The organism is Malaciobacter halophilus (assembly GCF_002837275.1).
Lineage (GTDB): Bacteria > Campylobacterota > Campylobacteria > Campylobacterales > Arcobacteraceae > Malaciobacter > Malaciobacter halophilus.
Genome location: NZ_NXIF01000038.1, coordinates 37,217 through 56,712 on the forward strand (window position 1 = coordinate 37,217; position 19,496 = coordinate 56,712).

The following is a 19,496-nucleotide window of genomic DNA, read 5'->3' on the forward strand; positions in this document are numbered from 1 at the left end:
TTTACTATTTTTTTGGTAAAATATCACTTTTACGATAAAGGGATTAGATTATGAAAAAGCTATTAGGTACACTTTTATTATCAACAACTATCAGTTTTGCAGGTTTAGTAGATGCAGTTGCATTAGTTGTTAATGATGAACCCATCACACTTTTTGATATTGATAAAAGAATGGTTCAAGCAAAAGTAAGTAAAAAAGAAGCGGTAAGTTCTTTAATTGATGAGGTTTTATATGAACAACTAATTAAAGATAAAAATATCAATGTTGATGTTTTTGATATAAATAATTATTTAGAAAAAATTGCAGCTTCAAATGGTATGGATTTATATACTTTTAAATCTATTATTAAGCAAAAGTATAAGAATTACGAAGCTTATGAAGAAGAGATTAAAAGAAGAATTCAAAGAGAGAAATTAATAGGTAAGCTTGTAAGAGGAAACCTAAAAATTGCTACTGAAGAAGATTTGAAAATCTATTACGAAAATAATAAAAATCAGTTTACAACAGCAAAGACAATTGATGTAATTCAATATGCATCAAGAAATAAAGCTGCTTTAATAGCAGTTCAGAAAAACCCTATGGCTGTAAGTAATGAAGTAAGTCAAAGTAATATCTCTTTAGAGCAAGAGAAACTAAATTCTCAAATGAGATATCTTTTAAATGATACAAAAGTAAATCAATTTACTCCTGTAATTGCTGCTGATAATCAGTATGTAACACTATTAGTAAGAGAGAAAAAAGGAGTAAATACTTTAGCTTTTGAAGAGGTTAAAAATAAAATTTTTACAGTATTAATGCAAAAAAGAGAACAAAACTTTTTAAAAGAGTATTTTGAAAAATTAAAATTGACTGCTAATATTAAAGTTGTAAGATAAAAGGAAATAGATGTTTGAAGTTATTATTGGATTAGAAGTTCATGTTCAGTTAAATACAAAAAGTAAACTATTTTGCTCTTGTGCCACAAGTTTTGGAGAAGACCCAAATACAAATGTATGTCCAACTTGTTTAGGTTTACCAGGCGCACTTCCTGTATTAAATAAACAAGCAGTTCATAAAGCTATAATGTTAGGAACTGCTTTAAAATCACAAATAAATAAAAAATCAGTTTTTAATAGAAAAAACTATTTTTATCCAGATTTACCAAATGGTTATCAAATCTCTCAATTTGAAGTTCCAGTTGTGGGATTAGGTGAGCTTGTTATTGATTTTGAAGATGGTACAAGTAAAAAAATAGGAGTTACAAGAGCTCACTTAGAGAATGATGCAGGTAAAAATATTCATGCAGGTGATGTATCTCATGTTGATTTAAATAGAGCAGGAACACCACTTCTTGAAATAGTTTCAGAACCAGATATGAGAAGTGCTCAAGAGGCTATACTTTATCTTAAAAAACTTCATTCTATTGTAAGATATTTAGGTATTAGTGATGCAAATATGCAAGAGGGTTCTTTTAGGTGTGATGTAAATGTTTCAATTAGACCAAAAGGCGATGAAAAACTTTATACAAGATGTGAAATAAAAAATATGAATTCATTTAAGTTCATTGAAAAAGCAATTAAATATGAAGTTCAAAGACAAATTGAAGCATGGGAAGATGGATATTATGAACAAGAAGTTGTTCAAGAAACTAGACTTTTTGACCCAGAAAAAGGTGAAACTAGATCTATGAGGGGAAAAGAAGATGCGGCTGATTATAGATATTTCCCAGACCCAGATTTACTTCCTTTAATAATTACTGATGAGATGATTGAAAAGTACTCAAAAATTCCTGAACTTCCAGATGAAAAGAAATCAAGATTTGTAAATGAGTATGGATTAAAAGAGTATGATGCTTCGGTTATTACTGCTTCATTAGAAACTGCTAAATTTTTTGATGAGATGATGGAAGAGAAAATTAGTGGTAAAAATGCTGCAACTTGGTTAACTGTTGAATTACCAGCAAGATTTTCAGAAGGTGTAAATATAGAAAATTCACCAGTTCAAGCTAAAACTTTAGCAGCAATTGTAAAAAGAATTGAAGATGGGACAATCTCTGGAAAAGCAGCAAAAGAAGTACTTGATTACTTAATAAAAAAACCTGATATGCAAGTAGATGCTGTTATTGAGGAGCTTGGATTAAAACAAGTATCTGATGATGGTGCTATTTTAGATATTATTGATGGTATTCTTGCAGCAAATGAAGATAAAGTTGCAGAGTATAAATCAGGAAAAGAGAAGCTTTTTGGATTTTTTGTAGGTCAAACTATGAAAGCATCTAAAGGTAGTGCTAATCCACAAAAAGTAAATGAACTTTTAAAACAAAGATTATCATAATGAAAGAAGGCTCAGTAGCAGTTATAGGAGCAGGAAAGTGGGGACAAGCACTTCACTATGCTCTTAGTCAAAAGCAAGAGTGTTATATCACTTCAAGAACAAAAAGAGATATAAAAAACTTTACAGATTTACAAACAGCACTGAGTTGTGAATATTTAGTAATAGCAATCCCTGCACAACAAATAAGAACTTGGTTAAGTAATCATTTTGAGTTTAAAGGACAAAAAATTCTTGTAGCTTCAAAAGGAATTGAAGCTACTACTGGAAAATTTCTAAATGAAATTTATGAGGAGTTTATTCCTACACAGAATTTAGGTTTTATTTCTGGTCCTTCTTTTGCAGCAGAGGTAATCAAAGGGTTACCTTGTGCAATAGTTTTAAATAGTTTAAATAAACAATTATTTCTTGAGTTTGAGAAGTTTTTCCCTAATTTTATTAAAACATATTATAGTGATGATGTTATTGGCGCAGAGATTTGTGGTGCCTATAAAAACGTACTTGCAATTGCAAGTGGAATATGTGAAGGAATGGATTTAGGAAATAATGCTAGAGTTTCACTTATTTCAAGAGGTTTAGTAGAAATGCAAAGATTTGGTAGCCACTTTGGTGCAAAAATGGATACATTTATTGGATTAAGTGGTGCTGGGGATTTGTTTTTAACTGCAAGTAGTGAATTAAGTCGTAACTTTAGAGTGGGATTAGGCCTTGCAAATAATAAAACTTTAGATGAAATTTTAAAGCAGTTAGGGGAAGTTGCAGAGGGAGTTAAAACTTCTTATGCGATAAACTCTTTAAATAAAAAACATAATATTTATACCCCAATAGCAAATGAGGTTTATTCCATTTTAGAAGGAAAAAATCCAAAGGATAGTCTAAAAGACTTATTAAAAAACTAAAATTGGGTTATTATGAGCAATGTAAAACTATATACTAAAAAGTATTTAACCTTAGTATTTTTATTAATAGCAATTTTAAGTATATATATTTATATTGTTTATTCTAATTATACAAATAATAAAGAGCTTTTACTTGACTCTACAAGACAGAGTCAAATAAAGTTAGTTAAAGCTTATAAATCTAAAATCGATGAAAAACTTTTACAGAAAAAAAGAATCATAAAAGCAACTGCTAACTACATAAAGAAAAAAGATAGAATAAAAGACTACTTATTAATAAAAGAGACACTTGCTTTAGCTATACGAAATGGTGACTTTAGAAGTGTTTATATAGGATACTTTGATGACTATTTTATTACTGGAATAAACTGGATAGCTCCTAGTTGGTATAAAGTAACCAAAAGGCAATGGTATAAGCAAGTAGAAAATACAAAATCAATTGTAGTAACAAAACCATATTTAGATTCAGATTTAGACTCAAATGTAATCTCAATAGCAACTCCACTTTTTAAAGATGATAAGCTATATGCAGTTTTATCAAGTGATATTAAAATCGATGATTTTAGACATGATATACTATCTTTAATGCCTTTAAAAGAGGGCTTTGCTTTTATGATGACTAAAAGTGGAGATGTTGTTTTAAGACCTAAAAAATTCTCTTTTAATATTGATGAACAGTTCTTAAAAAGTATTAGTAAAGAGTTTTCTATAAATGATTCTGGTGTTAAAACATATAAAATAGAAGATGAAAACTATATTTTTACTTATGACTCTTTAGAAAATAGTGATTGGGTTTTTATAACAGTTTTAAGTGAAAAGAAGATTTTTGAAAAGATTGATAGCTCTTTATTTAGAAATCTACTAATTGCTGCAATATTGATGTCAATAGGAATTATTGCAGCTTTATATTTATCAAATATTCAAAGAAAACTTTTAAGAAATAAAAATCTTTTAGAGCTTTTTGCAAAAAGCTCTAGTTGGGGAGTTTTAATGACAGATAAAGAGGGTAAAGTAGTTTTTGTAAATAAATTTTATGAAAAAATATTCTCTTTAGCTAATAAATCACTTTATGAAAAAAATATTTTAGAAATACCACATAAAATTGGTAATACTTACTATTTTGAAAATGATACACATTTTTTTACACAAGCAAAAAATAATCCTATAAAAATATCAACATATAAAGTAGGAAATGAAAATATTTTTAATTTTCAAGTAACTCCACTACTTAAAGCAAATAGATATTTTGAAGGTATTATTGTAACAGTTAATGATATTACAAATGAAAGACTTATAGAGAAGAATAAACAAAAACAAGAGAAGATATTTATTCAAAATAGTAAGATGATAGCTTTAGGTGAGATGGTTAGTGCAATATCTCATCAATGGAAACAGCCTTTAAGTTCTTTACTTTTATTACTTAATAATATAGATGAAAAAATACAAGAAAAAGATTTTGAAGATATTAATGAGTATATTTTACGTTCAAGGAAAAATATTGAACTTATGAGTGAAACTATGGATGCATTTAGAAGTTTTTATAAAGAACAAATAGAGGTAAAAGAGTTTGACTTAGTACAAATTATAAATGAAATAATCAATATTAGTTCTGCTCTTATAAAAATGAATTCAATATCTATTAACTTCTATTATAATAGTTCTTATGAGTATAAGGTGCATGGTTATCCTACATATTTAAAACAGGTTTTAATAAATTTAATCTCGAACTCTAAAGATGCACTTGTAGAGAAAATTAACAGTAGTGACTTTGATGAAGCTAAGATATCTATATATTTAGAAAAACATGATTATAATATAATATTAAGGTTTCAAGATAATGCTAATGGAGTAGATTCTTCTAAAGTTTCAGATATTTTTACTTCTGCATATACAACAAAAGGTGAAAAAGGAACAGGAACAGGTCTTCATCTTTGTAAGTTATTAATTGAAGAGAAAATGAAAGGAAAGATATTTTTAGAAAGTAATAAGAATCCAACCTCTTTTGTTATTGAACTAAAGGAGAGTAAATGATAAAAAAGCTAGAGACGATTTTAAAAGATATAAATGTACTATTAGTAGAAGATGAAGAGGATTTAAGATTTATTTTGCATCGTTCAATTTACAAGTACGTAAACTCTATTATTGAAGCAAAGGATGGAACAGAAGGATTAGAAAAGTTTTTATCCAATGATATTGATTTAGTTTTATCAGATATAAATATGCAAAGAATGAGTGGACTTAAGATGTTAAAAAAAATTAGAGAGTATAACTCTTTAGTTCCTGTGATTTTTTTAACAGCTTATGACACTGATGAAAATATCTTAGAAGCAATTAGTTTATCTAATAGCTATTTACTTAAAAAACCTTTTGAAAAAAAGCAATTACTTACTACAATTCAGATGGTTATTGGTCAACAAAGAAGTTCTGAAGAGTTTATTGAATTACAAAATGGCTTTACTTATTCTCTTACTAATAAAGAGTTGTATTTAAATAAACAATTAGTATCATTAACTAAAATAGAAAAAAGATTACTTGATATATTAATTCACAATAAAGAACATATAGTAACTTTTGAGATGATTGATAATTATGTGTGGCAAGAAAAAGGTGCGACACAAGAGACAATTAGAGCTTTTATAAAAAAACTTAGAAAAAAAACTTATCCAGAATTAATTGAAAATGTCCAAGGTATGGGCTACTTACTAAAAATCTAAAACAGCATAAAAAATTCATAGTTTGTTCACACTTTACTTATACAATTAGATTAAGTAAAAAATTTAAGGAAAGACTATGAAAAAGAGAAACTTAATCTTAATAGGTTTAATTTTTTCAAATTCGCTACTTTTTGCAGGACAAAAAGCTTATTTAAATAGTGACCAAAAGGTATTTTTAAATGCAAATTCGAAAAAAGTGATTGGAAAAATTGACACTGCTACACCAGTTGAAGTTTTAGGAACAAAAGGGGACTTTAAAAAGATAAAAGTAAGTGGATGGGCTGCTTATGGATTTGAGAATGTACTTTTTAAAGATGTAGGAAAAAGAGTTTTCTATTTAGTACTTAATGATAACAAAACTAAAAAACCACAAGTTCATGACAAAAAAACAGATACATATGACACACAATGGAAAAATGTATCATATACACTTTGGATAAAAAAGGGCTCTTTGGCTAAGAGTATTGATAGTGTATATGCAAAAGGTAAAGAGCTATTTGCTAATAGATGTGGTGCGTGTCATGCTGCACCTGAGTTAGAGCACTATACAGTAAATCAATGGCCTAGTATTATTAAATCAATGAAACCAAGAGCTGGGTTAACTGATGCAGATATGCAATATGTTGTGAAATATGTTCAAGCACATGGAAAATAAGGAGTAAGTTATGGGTAATATTAAAAGAAGAGAGTTTCTTAAAGGAAGTAGTGCAGCAGCTGCTAGTGCACTTTTATTTAACAATTTATCAGCAAATAGTTTAATAAGTGGTCCAGTTGCAAATAAATCTAAATCAATAAGTGGTTCTCACTTTGGAGCATTTAGAGCTCACGTTAAAGGAGGACAATTTACAGGTGTTACTGCTTTTGAAGATGACCCAAATCCATCTCCAATGATTAATGCCTTACCAAGTAGAACATATGCAAAAACAAGAGTTGAGTATCCTATGGTTAGAGAAGGGTTTTTAAAACACGGACATAAAAGTGATACTTCAAAAAGAGGAACTGAGAAGTTTGTAAGAGTAAGTTGGGAAAAGGCACTTGATTTAGTTGCTTCTGAAATACAAAGAGTACAAAAAAAGTATGGATATAAAAGTATTTACGCAGGAAGCTATGGGTGGTATTGTACAGGGAAACTTCATAATCCACAAACACTAATGAATAGAATGATGAAAATTTCAGGTGGTTATGTGGGAAGAATAGGGGATTATTCAACAGGTGCCGCTCAAATTATTCTACCTCATGTTTTAGGAAGTATTGAGGTATATGAACAACAAACTTCTTGGCCGTTAGTTTTAAAACATGCAAAAAATGTAGTATTTTGGGGAGCAAACCCATTAGTTACTTGTCAGATTGAGTGGGATGTAGCTGGGCATGGAGCATTTCCTTACTTAGAGCAACTAAAAAAAGCTCACAAAAAAGGTCAAATTGATGTATATTCAGTTGATCCAGTGAAGAATGATACTGCAATGTATTTTGATTCAACAATGATTAAACCAAAACCAAATACAGACGTAGCAATGATGCTTGGTATGATGCACTATTTACATACAACAAAACAGTATGATGAAGAGTTTATCAAAAAGTATACAGTTGGGTTTAAAGATTTTGAAGACTATTTACTAGGAAAAGTTGATAATACACCAAAAACATTGAAATGGGCATCAAATATTTGTGGTGTTAAAGAAGAAGAGATTAAAAAATTTGCTCAAACATTAAAAGATAAAAAAAGTATGCTAATGGCTGGATGGGGAGTTCAAAGAGCTGACCATGGGGAACAGTTTCACTGGACTTTAGTTACATTAGCTTGTATGCTTGGGCAAATTGGTGTTCCAGGGTGTGGTTTTGGATTTAGTTATCACTATTCAAACGGGGGAACTCCTAGTTCACACGCACCAGGATTAGGAGGAATTTCTACAAATATAAATAGTTCAAGACAAGGACCATGGACAAAATATGAACCATATAATATCCCTTGTGCAAGAATGGTAGATATGATTTCAAACCCTGGAAAAGTTATTGACTTTAATGGTAGAAAAATAGAGTATCCTGAAATAAAAATGGTTTACTGGACAAGTGGAAATCCATTCCACCATCACCAAGATAGAAATAATATGATTGAAGCTTGGAAAAGATTAGAAACATTTATCGTGCATGAGCCACACTGGACACCAACAGCAAGAATGGCAGATATTGTTCTTCCAGCAACAACAGAGATTGAAAGAAATGATATTGAAATCATTGGAGATTATAACAGCAGTCATATTATAGCTATGAAAAAAGCTATTGAGCCAGTAAAAGAGTCAAAAGATGATTATGAAATTTGTAGACTAATTAGTAAAAGACTAGGGTATGAAAAAGAGTTTACAGATGGTAAAAAGACACAAATGGATTGGATAAAAGAGTTTTATAACAACTCAAAAATGCAAGGTGAAAATAAGGGTATAAAAATGCCTTCATTTGAAGAGTTTTGGGAAAAAGGTTATGTGAAGTTTGAAGTAAGGAAAGAAGATAAAAACTTTACTAGATATGAAAAATATAGACAAAATCCAATGTTGCATCCATTAGGGACACCATCTGGAAAAATTGAGATTAGTTCAAGAGTAATCAAGAAATTTAATTATGATGATTGTTTACACTATCCAAGTTGGATAGAGCCAGCAGAATGGTTAGGTTCAAAAGAGTCTAAAAAATATCCATTACATGTGTTATCTCCACATCCAAAATATAGACTGCACTCACAGTTATCAAATACTTGGATTAGAGATTTATATGAAGTAAATGGAAGAGAACCAATTTGGATTAATCCAGAAGATGCTAAAAAAAGAGGTATCAAAAATGGAGATATTGTAAAAGTTTATAATAAAAGAGGTTCAACTCTTGCTGGAGCAATAGTAACAAATAATGTACTTCCAGGAGTAGTAAAAATGGATGAGGGTGGATGGTACGACCCTAAAGAACCTGGAAAAGATAAAACAATGTGCAAACATGGTGATGTAAATCAACTTACAATTGATAAAGGAACATCAAAACTAGCACAAGGAAACATTTCAAACACTGCTTTAGTAGAAATAGAAAAATATACTAAGCAAGCACCAGAAATAACAGTTTTCGATAAACCTGCAATTGTATAGTTTTAGAGGCTAAAGTTTTATACTTTAGCTTCTTTTATTTAACTAAAAAGTATAATTATTAATCTTTTAAAAAAGTAATTATATGAAAACAATAGAGTTTTATGAACTATCTTTTATGCTTCTTCCTTTAGCCTTCGTAACTTACTTTTATTATAAATATACCAATGATAAAAAAGAGATAGCTTATGCAAGTGTAAGAATGGTTTTACAACTTATTTTAATTGGATATGTACTAATTTTTATATTTAAAACAAAAGATATACTTATTGGCTCTTTTATACTTCTTTTTATGCTTATTGTATCAACTTTTATTATTTTAAGAGTAACCAAAGACAAGAGTTTTAAAAACTATACCTCTATTTTTATAGCTACATTTGTATCATCTTTTATACATCTTTTTTTAATTATAGAATTTGTATTAAACTTACAGAGTTTTTATGAACCAAGATATGTTATTCCAATTGCTGGGATGATATTTGCAAACTCTATGAATGTTATTTCTTTAAGTATTGAAAGGTTTGAAAAAGAGTTAAGTAGAAATGAGAGTTTTGAACAAGCAAGAAAGATTAGTTTTAAGGCTTCAATGATTCCTCAAATAAACTCACTTTTAGCCGTAGGTTTAGTAGCCTTACCAGGTATGATGACAGGACAAATCTTATCAGGAGTTGACCCCTTAATTGCAGTAAGATACCAAATTATGATAATGCTAATGGCTATTTCAAGTGGTGGAATGTCAACTATTTTTTATTATATGCTAAAATCTAAAATATCTTTTAATAAATACAATTCTACACGATAAATCCATACTATTTTTATATATTTAAATAAAAATGGTTGAAAAATGAAAATATTATTACTTGAAGACGATATGGTTTTAAATGAGATTATTGAAGAGTATTTAATTGAAAATAACTATGATGTGAAAGCAACTACTAATTCACAAGAGGCTTTAGAGTTAATCTATGATAATCTTTTTGATATTTTACTTTTAGATGTTAATGTACCTTATTTAAATGGATTTTCTTTATTAAAAAAGTTAAGAGAAAACTCTATTTATGTACCTACGATTTTTATTACATCAAAGAATCAAGCAGATGATATGCAAGAAGGATTTGAGGCAGGTTGTGATGATTATATTAAAAAACCTTTTGAGTTAGATGAGCTAAATTTAAGAATTAGAAATCTAAAAAGATTATATAGTATAGATTCCGAATTTGTACAAATTACTTCTACAATTGCTTATGATGTTAATAACAGGATTATTCAAAAACAGAAAATAAAATATCAACTTTCAAAAATGGAAGCAAAAGTATTTGAATATCTTTTAAAGAATAAAAATAGAGCAGTATCCATACAAGAAATAGGTTTAAACAATTGGGTTTATGATGAAGTACCAATTGATACTACAATTAGAACTTATATTAAAAACTTAAGAAAAATTGTTGGAAAAGATACTATTGAAACTATAAAAAGTATTGGCTATAAATTAAAGACAGCATAAAGCTGTCTTTATCCAGAATATTTTGCTGGTTTATTTAAATCCTCTAATAATCTATCATAATTACTCTTTTTTATACTAGATTGAGAATTTTGTTTTGTAAAAGTTTTATGCATCTTTATACATTGCTCTTTTGTCATTGATTGTTTCATATTTTGCATATCATGATGATTCATGTTTGAAGCAAAAAGTGCACTTGTAAATAAAGATACTCCTAAAATTGTAAGTTTTTTCATCATACATCCTTTTTCTTGATTTGTAGTATGATTTTAGTAGTTTAATATGGAAAAAATATGGAAAATAAAAAGTCTTCATAAAAGAAGACTTTTTAATGAGAAATATGAGTTTCTAAGATTTTATCAGTTCTTTTTAAAGCTAATATATAAAAAATAGCAGGAATAATTATAAGTGTTAAAAAGGCAGAAGAAACCATTCCTCCAATCATAGGAGCAGCAATTCTTTGCATTACTTCACTTCCTACTCCATTTATATACATAATAGGAATAAGACCTCCTAAGATAGCAAATAAAGTCATAAGTTTTGGTCTTAGTCTTAAAACGGCACCTTTAAAAACTGCATGGAAAATATGTTCTTTAGTAAATTGACATCCTTTTTGTTTTAATTCAATCATTGCTTCATGCAAATATACAAGCATAACTATTGAAGTTTCTGCTGCAACACCAAGAAGAGCAAGAAAACCTACAATAACTGCAATTGAAATATTAAAGTTTAAATATTCAAGATAAAAAATACCACCTGTTAGTGCAAAAGGAAGAGTAAAGAAAATAATAAATGTATATGTTACATTTTTTAGTGCAAAATAGATTAATATAAATATAATCATTAATGTTAAAGGAATAATATATGTAAGTTTTTGCATAGCTGATTCTAAATATTCACTTTGTCCTGCCCACTCAAAATAGTAACCAGTTGGTAACTGTATATCTTTTAAAATTTCTTTAGCACTGTCTTTATACTCTTTTGCACTAACTCCACTTTTAGGAGTAATATAGATAAAGTTTACATTTAATGCCTTTTCTGATTTTATAACAGAAGGACCTTCTTCATACTTTAAATTAGCAAATAGTTTTAAAGGCTGGAAACCTAATTTTGTTTTTATTTGAAGATTTTGTAAACTTGTAATATCTTCTCTTTGTGTAGTTTCATATCTTAAACTAATAGGGTATCTTTCTAAACCTTTATAAAAAGTAGATACTTGTGTTCCTGAAACTCCTAAAGATATTGTATTTAAAACATCATCTTTAGTAATAGAGTATCTTGAAAGCATTTTATCATCAATATCAATATTTAAATAGTATCCAGAGTTTATTTTATCAGATGATACTGCAAGAGTTTTATCATAGTTTTTTAATTTTTGTTCTATCTTAAGTGCATAGTTTTCTAAAGTTTCATGGTCATTTCCATATAGTTTTATTCCAAGAGGAGTTCTAATACCAGTTAAAAGCATATCTATTCTTCCTCTAATAGGATAAGTCCAAGAGTTAATAAGTCCTGCAACTCTTAGTTTTTCATCCATTTCTTGCATAAGTTTTTTGTATGTCATACCTTCTCTCCACTTCTCTTGAGGTTTAAAAGTAACAATTGTTTCAATCATTGCAAGTGGTGCAGGGTCTGTTGCTGTATTAGCTCTTCCTGCTTTTCCAAATACTGTATCAACTTCTGGAAAAGATTTTAGAATTTTATCTGTTTTTTGAGTTAACTCTTTTGACAAATCAACACCTAAACCATAAGGAGTTACAGGCATATACATAAAAGTTTGTTCATTCATCATAGGCATAAACTCCCAGTTTTGTTTTTTATAAACTGGATATGCTAAGATTATAGTTCCTAAAAATAAGGCTACAATTAAATATCTAAATCGTAAAGATAGTTTTAATAGTGGTGAATAAAGTTTTACAAAAAATCTATTTAAAAGATTTTTATCTTCACTTAAAATTTTACCTTTAATAAAAAATATCATTAAAATAGGAACAATAGTTATTGATAAAATAGCTCCACTAATCATAGCAAATGTTTTTGTAAAGGCAAGGGGAGTAAAAAGTCTTCCTTCTTGTCCTGTTAAAGCAAAGATTGGTAAGAAAGATACAACAACCAAAATCAAAGCAAAAAATATTGGACGTCCTACTTGTTTTGCAGATTTTATAATTATTTCAACTCTTTGTTTATTTGAAATATCTTGATTCTTTTGTAAATGTTTATGGGCATTTTCTACCATTACAATTGTTGCATCAACCATAGCTCCAATTGCGATTGCAATACCACCTAAACTCATGATATTTGAACCCATTCCAAATATTTTCATAAATAAAAAAGTTAAAAGAACAGTAATTGGAAGAGTAAGAATAATAATTAGTGCTGACCTTACATGAAATAAAAATAGTGCTGTAACAACCATTACTATAATAGACTCTTCTATTAATGTAGATTTTAAAGTATCAATGGCTTTATCAATTAATGAGCTTCTATCATATGTTTCAACTACTTCAACTCCATTAACCTTTAAACTTTCTAGTTTCTTTTTTACATTTTTGATTACTTTATAAGGATTTTCTCCATATCTAACAATTACAATCCCTCCAACAGTTTCTCCTTGGCCATTTAAATCTGCCATTCCTCTTCTGTTTGTTGAGGTTATATTTACATTTGCAATATCTTTAATCTTTAAAGGAATATTATTTTGAGTTTTTATAGTAATATTTTCAATATCATAAATACTTTGTAAATAACCTCTTGCTGTAATAATATGTTCATAACCATTTTCTAAAATTATTCTTCCACCCTTATCATTATTACTCTTTTCAAGGGCTTTTTTTATCTCATCAATACCAATATTGTATTGCACCATTTTGTTTTGATTTAAAGTAATTTCGTAGTTTTTTATAAATCCACCAATTGATGCAATTTCACTAACTCCATCTACTCCTAAAAGAGCATATTTATAATAGTAATCTTGTAAAGTTCGTAACTCATCTAAACTTTTTGTATCTGATTTAAGTGCATACTCATAAGCCCAGCCAACTCCAGTAGCATCAGGCCCAATAGTAATTTTTGCATTTGAAGGAAATTCACCTTGAAGTTGAGATAGTTGCTCTAATATTCTATTTCTTGATTCATAAAGGTCTGTATTATCCTTAAAGATAATATAAATTAATGCATTAGAAAAAGAACTCATAGCTCTTACTGTTTCAATATTTGGTAAACTCATCAAGTTTGATATAAGAGGATATGAAACTTGTTCTTCAATGGTTTTAGGACTTTGTCCTGCCCATTTAACCTGTACAATCACTTGTGGAGGAGATAAGTCAGGTAAAGCATCTAAACTAGTATTTTTAACAGCCCAAAAAGAACCTAAAGTTAATACTATAATAGAAAAAAGAACTAAAAATTTGTTTTTTATACTATAAGATATTATATTCTCAACCATAACTTATTTCCTACCAATCTTCATCATTGTCTTCATAAAGACCATTTGTAACTGCATCACTATCAAGTAAAAATAGTGAATTATTTATTACTTTTTGTCCCTGTTTTAGACCACTTAGAATTTGATATTTATTTGATGAAACTCTTTTTACTTCAACCTCTATTGGTTCAAACTCACTTTTTGAAATTGGTTCAAAAACATAATATTTATTTGCTTTATTTAATACTGCTGTTTTAGGCAGAGTTAGCATACTGCTATTTGCAATTTCTACTTTTACTTTTGCAAACATATTTGGATAAATCTTTTTGTCTTTATTATCTACAGTCATTCGTATATCAACAGTTTTACTTTTTGAATCAATATTTGGGTAAATAAAATCAATTTTTGAGTCAATAGGCTGCTTTAATCCATCAAAAAATATTTTTGTTCTTTGACCTACTTTTATATCTTTTAAATCACTTTCATAAATTTTTGCAACTACCCAAAGCTTATCTATATTTGCAAGTTGTAAAAGAAGATTCCCTTTTTTTGCAAAAGATTTATAGTTTATATTTTTTTGTAAAACAATAGCATTTGTAGGAGAGTAAAAAGTAACGTCTTTAAACTCATTTTTTAAGTTTTTAAGCTTATTAATCTCTTTTTTATTTATAGCTAAAACTTCCAGTTTATCAAGGGTACTTTTGTATAGTTGTTTATCTAAACTTTTTGCAACTTTTAACTCTTTTGTAATATTATAAATATCATCAGAATAGATAGAAAATAGAGCTTGACCTTTTTTTACATCCATATATAACCTATTTGCATTTAGTTTTGTAATATATCCATCAAACCTAGTTACAATATCAATTACTTTATCTTCGATAATTAAACTATTTGCATAAAACTCTTTTGTAAAAGATATATTCTCTTTTTTTACGGTTGTTATTTTTTTATTAAAAAGTTGTTCCACTTCAATTATTTTTGCATTTGCTAAAGTTAATCCAACTAAGCATATAGTAAGTAGCTTTTTCATCTATTTCCCTTCATAATATATTGCTTTTGCTAAAGCAGTAAAGTATTTTGTTTTTTCATCTAGTGCTGCAATTTTCAAACTAATAGTTTTATTTAGATTTTGAATTATTTTTGTTGTATTGTTTTTAAATCTATTATCAATATTTAAACTCTTTTCAATAGCTTTTTGTAGCAAAACAATATCTTTTGTGATTAATTCATGATTTATATAACTATTATCTAGCTCTTTTTGTAATATTTTGTTTGTAATGATAAAGTTTTGTTTTAAAGTTTGTAAATCATCTTTTGTTTTTAAATATTGAAGTTGTGCTTTTTTAACTTTTATATTTTCTGTATTATAAATAGATAAAGGAATAGAAACAGAAATATTTACATAATCTTGATACTCTGTTCTATTTGCATAAGTTGCATTTAGTTTAATATCAGAAGTTTTTGAGGCTTCTTCAAATGCTTCTTGTTGTTTATTTAACTTTAGTTGTTGTTGCAAAGCCTTTATTTTAGGATGATTATTTGCTTTTAATTTAAGATATTTTTTATTAATTGTTGTATCTATATCAATATGATTTATATTTTTATATGTTATTTCTTCTAAATTTAGTTTAAGTGTTTGAAGGTTTGTATCTAAATTATTTAATACAATATCAAAATTCTTTGTTGCAATTTTTGTATCAAATAGAGATTTAACATCTATTTTAGAGGTTTGATACTTATAATTTTGTAATTTTTCAATCTTTTTTAGATTACTCTTTTGTTTTAATATAAAATCTCTTTTTTCTTTTAAGATAGCTATTTTATAAGCAAGTTCATAAATTTTTGATTTTAATAATAGTTTTTTATCCTCTAAACTAAGAGCTAAAATAGTTTTATTTGTAATTTGAATTGATTCATTAATCTCTAGTTTATCAGTTATAGGAATAGCCTGAGTTATTCCTATTGACTGTGCTTGCATTGGTTCTAAATTTCTTTTATCATAGTTTTCATTTGTATGAATACCTGTTAAACCTAAAGATAGAGTTGGATTTGTGTATTTTGTTGCAAGCATAATATTCTCATTTGCAATCAAAATAGACTTTTCTATACTTTTAAGTTCACTGTTTTTTAATATGGCACTATTTATTAAAGTATCAATACTAGTTGCGGTTAAACTTGATATAAAAAGAGTGATTACAAATAGAGACTTTTTCATTATAAGTTCACACTTCCTCTTAATTTGTGAACTTTTCCATCACTTGTTTTAAATTTTAATTGATATTGCCATGTTCCACCCATAGAGAAATTAATATCAATTTTATATTTGTCTTTTACAAGTTTAGCCTTGTCTTTAAACTCCATATATGGCATACCTGGCATCTCTGGCATATAAAATTTTGCTTTTGCCTTTGCATTTGTAACTACCTTACCATCTTTAAAAATTTGGATATATAAGCTATTATTTCCAACAACTAATGATTTTTCTGATGTAAGTTTTACCTCATAACCATTTTTATTTCCAGATTGTGAAAGTGAGGATGCACTTGCAATACCAAATGCTAAGATTAGAATAGAAAAAAGTTTTAAAAAACTTTTCATAAGAACTCCTTTTTGTTATTTTAAAGGAATTCTTACATTTTTATTGTGCAGTTAACGTGGAATTTAGTGTCAAAGTAAAAGTTGTTCCAACATTTTGTGTAGAATCAACATCAACATCAATATTATACTCTTTACATATTGTATATACTATATTTAAACCTATTCCAAACCCCCCTTGAACATCATTTGCTCTATAGAATCTTTTGAAAATATCTTTTAAATTCTTTTTATCAATTCCTATTCCACTGTCTTTAACTATAAGTTTATTATTTTTTAAAATAATTGTCACATTTCCATCAATTTTATTATACTTTATTGCATTTGATATAAGATTGTTACTTAATCTAATGAAGCTCTCTTTATCTATATAAAAAGTAGTAGGTTCAATTTGTGTGATTATCTCTATTCTTTTTTTAGAAGCTAAGGCTTTAAAGTATTCAATTTGTTCATTTAAAATCTCATCAATTTTTAAAATTTTTGGCGACTCTTTTTTCTTATCTTCTAAGAAAAGATAGATTAAGTCTTTATATATTTCTGATATTCTTTTTGCACTTAGATTTATTCTTTGAAGATTTTTTTCACTAAGTGATGAACCTTTGCTTGTACACATTAAAATAGCTGTAATTGGTGTATTTAGTTCATGTGTTGTATCTTTTATAAAGTTATTTAACTTAAGTCTTTCATTTGTAATAGGTTTGATAAACATTTTTGCTAAATAAAACCCAGTTACAAATAAAAATGCAAAGATTAACAAAAAGGAGATAAAAATTTTCTCTTTTAATTGAAGTATCTTTTTATAAAAAATATTCTCTTTTATAACTACATAATTAACCCCTAGATGTCCTAATGCAGAATCATCAATAAGAATAAAACTATTTTTATATTGCTTTATCTTTTTTGTAAAATCTATATCATCTTCAATATTACCTACAAGTCTTTTAAATTTGTGATTATATAATGCAAAATCAAAATCAATATTTTTTCTAATTTTTTCAGGATTGATTTTTTGGTTTGTCATATGTGCATATATTATAGTTGAAGAGATTTTAGATGCAACACTTTTCATATTTGATGTAATCAAATCATAATATAAGTTTGATTCAACTTTGTAAAAAAGCCATGCAATAATTGTAAGTAAAATAAATGATGAGCCAAGATATAGGCTTAGAAATCTAACTAATGCAGATTTTTCACTTCTTGTTAAAACTATAACCAACTCCTTTTCTTGTTTGAATATACTCATCACTTAAGATTTTTCGTAAATTCTTTATATAAGTTCTAAGAGTTGAAGAACTTGGAGTCTCTTCATATCCCCAAACATTTGATATAAGTTCATCATGGCTTACAATTTTATTTGCATTGTTTATTAAGTATATTAAGATTTTTGATTCTTTTTGTGGTAAATGATGAATAATCCCATCGTTATTAAGTATTAAATCTTTTGTGTCAAAGGTAATATTTTCATCAATTATTAAACTATTTGCATCAATATTAAAAGTTTTTTTAATATTTTCAATTCTTAATCCTAACTCTTCAAGCTCAAAAGGTTTTTTAATATAATCATTACAACCTACATCAAAACCTTTTTTTAAATCATCAATTTGATTTAGCGAAGTAATAAATATAGAAGGTGTTGTAATACCCTCTTGTCTTAATCTTTTTAAAATTTCAAAGCCATTTATATTTGGAACATTTACATCTAAAAGTAATAAATCATAAATATTTGAAAATAGATTACTTAAAGCATCTTCTCCATCATAGGTTGAAGTTACTGTAAACTCTTTAGTTTCAAGATATTCTGTGATAATTTCATTTAAAATAAGGTCATCTTCTAATAATAGTATATTCATAATTAATCCTAAAAGTTAAGGCAAGTATAACATAATTATAAATAAGATTTCTACACAAACAGTACACATAAGTATCTTATAATGTTTTTATAAGAAAAATGACACGAGAAGGAGATATTATGAAGTTCACATCTAAGGTTTTAGCAGGATTGTTAATGCTAGTAGGTTTATTAAGTGCATCGCCACATGCAATTGATAAAGCACATTCAGAAGTAGGGTTTTCAGTTAAGCACCTTATGATTACAAATGTAAAAGGTGAGTTTAAAGAGTTTGATGCAAAAGTAGATTTTGATTATAAAACTAAAGTGTTTAAATCTTTAGAAGCGACAATTAAAACAAAATCAATAGATACAGGTATTGAAAAAAGAGATAATCATTTAAGAAGTGCAGATTTCTTTTTAGCACAAAAATATCCAGAACTTAAGTTTGTAATGAAATCATATGCTAAAAAAAGTGATGATGAAGGTATCATGATTGGTGATTTAACAATAAGAGGTGTTACAAGAGAAGTAAAATTAGAAGTTGAGATTGGTGGAACAATAAAAGACTTAGAGGGTAATAATAGAGTTGGTTTCTCACTTGAAGGGGAAATTGATAGAACAAAATATGGACTTAAATGGAATAAAGCCTTAGAGTTTGGTGGAATTGCAGTAAGTGAAGAAGTAGATATTGAAGTTCAAGTTCAAGCAGTAGAACTTTAATTTTAAAATTATAAAAATCAAAAGGGTTCATGATGAAAAGTAATACAAAATTAAAGCTAGCAGGAGCTATGCTAGGCGCAGCACTTACTACAACAACAGCAATTGCAGGAAATGGGGGAGCTTGTGGTGCTGGTAAATGTGGTGCAGACACGAAAAAAATAGAAAAGAAAGGTGCTTGTGGCTCTGGTAAATGCGGTGGAGATATGCAAAAAGAGATGAAAAAAAGCATGAAAGGCTCTTGTGGTGCTGGTAAGTGTGGAGGTGACATGAGAAGTAGCGATATGAAGAATGATATGCAAAATAGTAGTATGAGAAAAGATAAAAAAGTTACTGGTTCTTGTGGAGCTGGTAAATGTGGAAGTAATTAAGAA

18 protein-coding genes are annotated in these 19,496 nt (G+C 27.6%); 11 read left to right on the forward strand and 7 right to left on the reverse strand.

The genetic code is table 11. The features are described 5' to 3' along the window. Window positions 1-50: 50 nt before the first annotated feature. From CP960_RS10055 to CP960_RS10095, 9 genes are all read left to right on the forward strand, one after another. Window positions 51-875 carry a peptidylprolyl isomerase gene (locus CP960_RS10055; protein WP_101185279.1) on the forward strand — a complete coding sequence of 275 codons (825 nt, stop codon included), beginning with the start codon at window positions 51-53 and terminating at the stop codon, window positions 873-875. A 10-nt stretch (window positions 876-885) separates the two neighbouring features. Continuing rightward, on the forward strand, window positions 886-2,313 hold the full coding sequence (gatB, locus tag CP960_RS10060) for an Asp-tRNA(Asn)/Glu-tRNA(Gln) amidotransferase subunit GatB (protein WP_101185280.1): 1,428 nt from the start codon (window positions 886-888) through the stop codon (window positions 2,311-2,313). Beyond that, entirely contained in the window at window positions 2,313-3,209 is an 897-nt protein-coding gene (locus CP960_RS10065; RefSeq protein WP_101185281.1) for an NAD(P)H-dependent glycerol-3-phosphate dehydrogenase, read from the forward strand. Before gatB ends, CP960_RS10065 begins: the two co-directional genes overlap by 1 nt. Window positions 3,210-3,221: 12 nt before the next feature. Then, a complete protein-coding gene (locus CP960_RS10070; protein ID WP_101185282.1) occupies window positions 3,222-5,240 on the forward strand; it encodes a sensor histidine kinase in 2,019 nt (672 codons plus the stop codon). After that, window positions 5,237-5,923, forward strand: a complete 687-nt coding sequence (locus CP960_RS10075) for a response regulator transcription factor (protein ID WP_101185283.1) — start codon at window positions 5,237-5,239, stop codon at window positions 5,921-5,923. Before CP960_RS10070 ends, CP960_RS10075 begins: the two co-directional genes overlap by 4 nt. 76 nt (window positions 5,924-5,999) lie before the next feature. Further along, the gene (locus CP960_RS10080) at window positions 6,000-6,578 is read left to right on the forward strand and encodes a hypothetical protein (RefSeq protein WP_101185284.1); all 579 of its coding nucleotides are present in this window, start codon (window positions 6,000-6,002) and stop codon (window positions 6,576-6,578) included. A gap of 10 nt (window positions 6,579-6,588) precedes the next feature. Next, entirely contained in the window at window positions 6,589-9,051 is a 2,463-nt protein-coding gene (torA, locus tag CP960_RS10085; RefSeq protein WP_101185285.1) for a trimethylamine-N-oxide reductase TorA, read from the forward strand. A gap of 82 nt (window positions 9,052-9,133) precedes the next feature. Next, the gene (locus CP960_RS10090) at window positions 9,134-9,850 is read left to right on the forward strand and encodes an ABC transporter permease (protein WP_101185286.1); all 717 of its coding nucleotides are present in this window, start codon (window positions 9,134-9,136) and stop codon (window positions 9,848-9,850) included. Between the two features lie 42 nt (window positions 9,851-9,892). After that, the gene (locus CP960_RS10095; RefSeq protein ID WP_101185287.1) at window positions 9,893-10,552 is read left to right on the forward strand and encodes a response regulator transcription factor; all 660 of its coding nucleotides are present in this window, start codon (window positions 9,893-9,895) and stop codon (window positions 10,550-10,552) included. An 8-nt stretch (window positions 10,553-10,560) separates the two neighbouring features. Here the strand turns inward: CP960_RS10095 and CP960_RS10100 are convergent, their stop codons facing one another. From CP960_RS10100 to CP960_RS10130, 7 genes are all read right to left on the reverse strand, one after another. After that, complete coding sequence (locus CP960_RS10100) at window positions 10,561-10,785, reverse strand: hypothetical protein (RefSeq protein WP_101185288.1); 225 nt, start codon at window positions 10,783-10,785, stop codon at window positions 10,561-10,563. Window positions 10,786-10,877: 92 nt separating this feature from the next. Then, entirely contained in the window at window positions 10,878-13,994 is a 3,117-nt protein-coding gene (locus CP960_RS10105) for an efflux RND transporter permease subunit (RefSeq protein ID WP_101185289.1), read from the reverse strand. Window positions 13,995-14,004: 10 nt separating this feature from the next. After that, on the reverse strand, window positions 14,005-15,006 hold the full coding sequence (locus CP960_RS10110) for an efflux RND transporter periplasmic adaptor subunit (RefSeq protein WP_101185290.1): 1,002 nt from the start codon (window positions 15,004-15,006) through the stop codon (window positions 14,005-14,007). Further along, window positions 15,007-16,191 (reverse strand): TolC family protein, encoded by a 1,185-nt coding sequence (locus tag CP960_RS10115; protein ID WP_101185291.1) that lies wholly within the window; start codon window positions 16,189-16,191, stop codon window positions 15,007-15,009. It abuts the gene before it with no gap. After that, complete coding sequence (locus CP960_RS10120) at window positions 16,191-16,574, reverse strand: FixH family protein (protein ID WP_101185292.1); 384 nt, start codon at window positions 16,572-16,574, stop codon at window positions 16,191-16,193. The genes CP960_RS10115 and CP960_RS10120 overlap by 1 nt, the downstream gene beginning before the upstream one ends. A gap of 40 nt (window positions 16,575-16,614) precedes the next feature. Beyond that, window positions 16,615-17,790, reverse strand: a complete 1,176-nt coding sequence (locus tag CP960_RS10125; protein WP_101185293.1) for a sensor histidine kinase — start codon at window positions 17,788-17,790, stop codon at window positions 16,615-16,617. Continuing rightward, on the reverse strand, window positions 17,765-18,424 hold the full coding sequence (locus CP960_RS10130; RefSeq protein WP_101185295.1) for a response regulator transcription factor: 660 nt from the start codon (window positions 18,422-18,424) through the stop codon (window positions 17,765-17,767). Before CP960_RS10130 ends, CP960_RS10125 begins: the two co-directional genes overlap by 26 nt. 119 nt (window positions 18,425-18,543) lie before the next feature. On the opposite strand from CP960_RS10130, the gene CP960_RS10135 reads away from it, so the two are divergent. Beyond that, a complete protein-coding gene (locus CP960_RS10135) occupies window positions 18,544-19,125 on the forward strand; it encodes a YceI family protein (RefSeq protein ID WP_101185297.1) in 582 nt (193 codons plus the stop codon). A 32-nt stretch (window positions 19,126-19,157) separates the two neighbouring features. Continuing rightward, window positions 19,158-19,493, forward strand: a complete 336-nt coding sequence (locus tag CP960_RS10140; RefSeq protein WP_101185299.1) for an HvfA family oxazolone/thioamide-modified RiPP metallophore — start codon at window positions 19,158-19,160, stop codon at window positions 19,491-19,493. Window positions 19,494-19,496 lie beyond the last annotated feature (3 nt).